This window comes from Megasphaera sp. SC8-1, assembly GCF_024436295.1.
Classification (GTDB): Bacteria; Bacillota; Negativicutes; order Veillonellales; family Megasphaeraceae; genus Megasphaera; species Megasphaera elsdenii.
In genome coordinates, this window is sequence record NZ_JANFQH010000026.1 from 1 (window position 1) to 4099 (window position 4099).

At 54.6% G+C, this 4099-nt stretch carries 4 protein-coding genes; all 4 read left to right on the forward strand.

What is annotated here, in order from left to right:
* Positions 1–360 precede the first annotated feature (360 nt).
* The 4 genes from NOS26_RS08220 to NOS26_RS08235 all read left to right on the forward strand — a co-directional run bounded on the left by NOS26_RS08220 (position 361) and on the right by NOS26_RS08235 (position 4051).
* Positions 361–1257, forward strand: a complete 897-nt coding sequence (locus tag NOS26_RS08220) for a Rossmann-like and DUF2520 domain-containing protein (protein WP_255917551.1) — start codon at positions 361–363, stop codon at positions 1255–1257.
* Complete coding sequence (gene panB, locus NOS26_RS08225) at positions 1226–2065, forward strand: 3-methyl-2-oxobutanoate hydroxymethyltransferase (protein WP_014017104.1); 840 nt, start codon at positions 1226–1228, stop codon at positions 2063–2065. Before NOS26_RS08220 ends, panB begins: the two co-directional genes overlap by 32 nt.
* Before the next feature lie 229 nt (positions 2066–2294).
* Positions 2295–3116, forward strand: a complete 822-nt coding sequence (locus tag NOS26_RS08230; protein ID WP_255917552.1) for a transketolase — start codon at positions 2295–2297, stop codon at positions 3114–3116.
* Entirely contained in the window at positions 3116–4051 is a 936-nt protein-coding gene (locus NOS26_RS08235; protein ID WP_014017102.1) for a transketolase family protein, read from the forward strand. The genes NOS26_RS08230 and NOS26_RS08235 overlap by 1 nt, the downstream gene beginning before the upstream one ends.
* The last annotated feature ends 48 nt before the right edge of the window (positions 4052–4099 follow it).

Genomic DNA, 4099 nt, shown 5'->3' on the forward strand with positions numbered 1-4099 from the left:
CTCGTGGCTAGCAGTAGGGGCTCGCACGTGGCGAGCCCGTTATTAGAATTGGCGTATCTCGTTTTCGTGAATATTTTCAGGACGGGCGCCTCACGTGGTCGGCCCTATAGGGCACGAACCACTATCATACTCACCTATTCCTAAAAGTTATTGGTAAAAGTTTCACAAATGTAGTATCCTGTACATGTGATTCGGGTTGGACGGAATCTTTTGGATCCGTACCGTATAAAATCCGGGTCATCAATCTATCATAATTTTATAGCATATCGCTTGGATCGAAAGACCGGGACGAATTCTTGTAAACGTAGGCTTTTTACGCGCATTCCCGGGTGGAGTGCGCTTTTTTTTGAGGGAGTTATCATGCGTTTAGGTATTATCGGCGCCGGCAGAGTCGGCGCTTCTTTTGTTTTAGCTTTTCCTTCTGCTGTGGAAGGCATCCTTTGTTCTACAGCAGAACATACACAGGCGCAGGCTGCCCGGCTCCATGCCACGGCCTATACTGATGGCGCTGACCTCATCCGGCACTGCGATGTCCTGCTGCTGACAGTGCGCGACGATGTCCTGGCTCCCGTGAGCCGTGAGCTGGCGGCTTCTTTGAAAGGGGAGCGCCAGTTGTCTGACCGCTGCGTATTCCATTGCAGCGGTGCTATGGATTTATCACCCCTCGAAGCGCTGGCTTCTTTGGGAATCCATACAGGGAGCATCCATCCGCTGCAAAGTTTTGCCGAACCGTCCGCGGAACGGCTGAAGGGGATTTACATGGCTGTCGACGGGGACGAACAGGCCCGGGGAGTTGCAGAAAGCATCGTCCGTACCTTGGGAAGTACGCCTTTTTTCGTGCCGCCTGAAGAACGGATGCTCTACCATGCAGCAGCCTGTTTCTGTTCCAATTACGTCGTGACGGCCCTGGCCCTGGCTCAGCAGCTCATGCGACGCTGGACAGAGAGTGACGGCGATGCGGCAAAGGCACTCATGCCGCTCGTCGATGGGACTTTGCAGAATGTCCGGGAACGAAAGGTCTGGCGGACGGCCTTGACGGGACCTGTGTCCCGCGGTGATGCCGGGACTGTCGTCAAGCATTTGGCGGTTATGCCGGCTGAACTGATACATCCGTACTGCGCTTTTGGCCGTGCCGCCGCCGACTTAGCCTTAAAGAACGAAACGATTACAGCACAACAGCACGACGAGCTGACAAGAATCCTTGCGATGGCAGAAGGAGTCCATCATGAACAAAAAAGTAACCAATCTGACCATTAAGAAAATGAAACAAGAAGGCACGCCGATTTCCATGATTACCGCTTATGACTACATCATGGCTCAGAATGTCGATGAAGCCGGTATCGATATGATCCTCGTCGGCGATTCCCTGGGCAATGTCGTCATGGGCCATACATCGACGCTGCCGGTCACCATGGAAGATATGATCCATCACACGGCGGCTGTCGTCCGTGGTGTCAAACGGGCCCTGGTCGTCGGTGACATGCCTTTCATGAGTTATCAGGAAAGCACCCAGCAGGCCCTGCATAACGCCGGCCGCCTCATGAAAGAAACGGGCTGCGATGCCGTCAAGCTCGAAGGCGGCGCCAGTGTCTGCGAGGCTGTCAAAGCCATGACGACAGCCGGCATCCCCGTCGTCGGCCACATCGGCCTGACACCGCAGTCCGTCCATCAGCTCGGCGGCTTCCGCGTCCAGGGCAAGAACAGCGAAACGGCAAAGCAACTGATTGCCGATGCGTTGAAACTGGAAGCAGCCGGTGCCTTTGCTATCACCTTGGAATGTGTCCCGACGGATATCGCTACGGAAATCACCAAAGCCCTCCACACGGCAGCTACCATCGGCATCGGCGCCGGTAACGGCACGGATGGCCAGGTCCTGGTATGCACGGACCTTTTGGGCATGAGCAGCGGCTTCCGTCCGAAATTCGTCAAGACCTATGCCGACCTCCATCAGACCATCGTCGATGCCGTAGGCCAGTACATCCACGACGTCAAAGACCGCAGCTTCCCTGACGAAGCCCACGGCTTCGCCGTAGACCCGGAAGTCGTCAAAGCCATGAAAGAATAGGAAAGTATGCTATTCATTCATATAATGAAAACGACCTTTGCTATACAGTTATGAAACATAGCTAAATGGTATATTCCGTTTGACTTGCGTATATAATCATTGTACAATAAACTCAAGAAATGGAAACGAACAAAAGAGGTCGTATGTCCGAACGCACGCGTATCGCCGCCAGACATAGGGGGTACGCGGCGTTTTTTTCTTGACGGCCTGACATAGGAGGCTATGCTTCATGAAGCATGATCTACATGACGTGTGTACGCAGATACGGCGGGATACGGTGCGGTCTATTTACCGTGCCGGCTCTGGCCATCCCGGCAGCTCGCTGTCGGCTGTCGAAATTATGGCAACACTTTATTTTACCGATGTCTTTACGTGTTTTCCCGACAGGCCCCATGCGCCGGAACGGGATCGTTTTGTCTTATCGAAAGGCCATGCTGCGCCGGCTTATTACAGTATTTTAGCGCATAAAGGCTATTTTTCCCTGGCATTGCTCGATACGCTGCGGACTGTCGGCAGCGCGCTCCAGGGGCATCCCAACCTGGAAAAACTGCCTTGTCTCGACTGCGCTGTCGGCTCTCTGGGGCAGGGCCTGTCCATTGCCAACGGTATCGCTCTGGCCTTGAAGATACGCCACGAAATGCCGCAGGTCTTCTGTCTCATCGGCGATGGGGAACAGCAGGAAGGCCAGATTTGGGAAGCCGCGGCCTTTGCGTCCCAGCACCATTTGGACAATGTTTGTCTGATTGTGGACTGCAACGGCTTACAGCTCGTCGATTCCCTGGTATCGATTAAAAATATGGAACCCATGGACGCCAAGTGGGAAAGCTTTGGCTGGCATGTCCTCCGCGTCGACGGTCACAATACGGATGCCTTGTATGAGGCCTACAGTGCGGCGAAAACTTATGAAGGCAAGCCGACGGTCATCCTGGCCCATACCGTGAAGGGCAAAGGCGTATCGTATATGGAAAATCAGGCTCAATGGCATGGTGCGGCACCGGATGAAGCCCAGTACCGCCTGGCTATGGATGAATTGACAACGGAGGTGCCGTAATGGAACGAGTACCGATGCGCGACGGCTATGGGAAGGCCCTGCTGGAATTATGTCGTCTTCATGACGATGTCCTGGTCCTCGATGCGGACGTCGCTAAATCGACGCGGACCGAATGGATCCGCCATGAATATCCTGAAAAATATATCAATGTTGGTATTTCGGAACAAGACCTGGTCGGCACAGCGGCCGGTTTGTCTCTGACCGGTTTCGTACCTTTTGTTTCGACGTATGGCGTCTTTTTGACAGGCCGAGCCTGGGGGCAGATCCGCAATACCGTCTGCTATAATAACCTCAACGTCAAACTCGGCGGGGCCCATGCCGGCATTTCCGTCGGCCCTGACGGGGCTACGCATCAAGCTTTGGAAGATATCGCCCTCATGCGGGTCATCCCGCATATGATGGTCATTACGCCGTGTGACTGGTGGGAAACGTATAAGGCTACCCTGGCTGTCTACGACATCAAGGGACCGTCCTATGTCCGCTTCGGCCGCAATCCGGCGCCCGTCGTTACCGATAAGGATACGCCTTTTGACCTCTACAAGGCAGCCATCTTCCGGGATGGCCGCGACGTGACGCTCTTCGCCAACGGCCTCATGGTCCATGAAGCCTTGACGGCGGCTGACGAACTGGATCGCCAAGGCATTTCGGCCCGCGTCGTCAATATCCATACGGTGAAACCGCTGGATCTGGATACGGTCTGTACCTGTGCGGCCGAAACGGGGGCCGTCGTCGTCTGTGAAGAACACCAGATCATGGGCGGCCTGGGCGGCGCTATCTGCGAAGCCCTGGCTCAGCACTGCTGCGTCCCCGTAGAACTCGTCGGCATCCAGGACCGCTTCGGTGAATCAGGAAAACCGGACGATCTCCTGAAAGCCTATAATTTGTCGTCCAGTGACGTCATCCAGGCTGTCCATAAAGTGTTGAAGAGGAAGTGAAGTGGTTCGTGGTTCGTGATTCGCTAGCCACTAGCCACTAACTGCTAA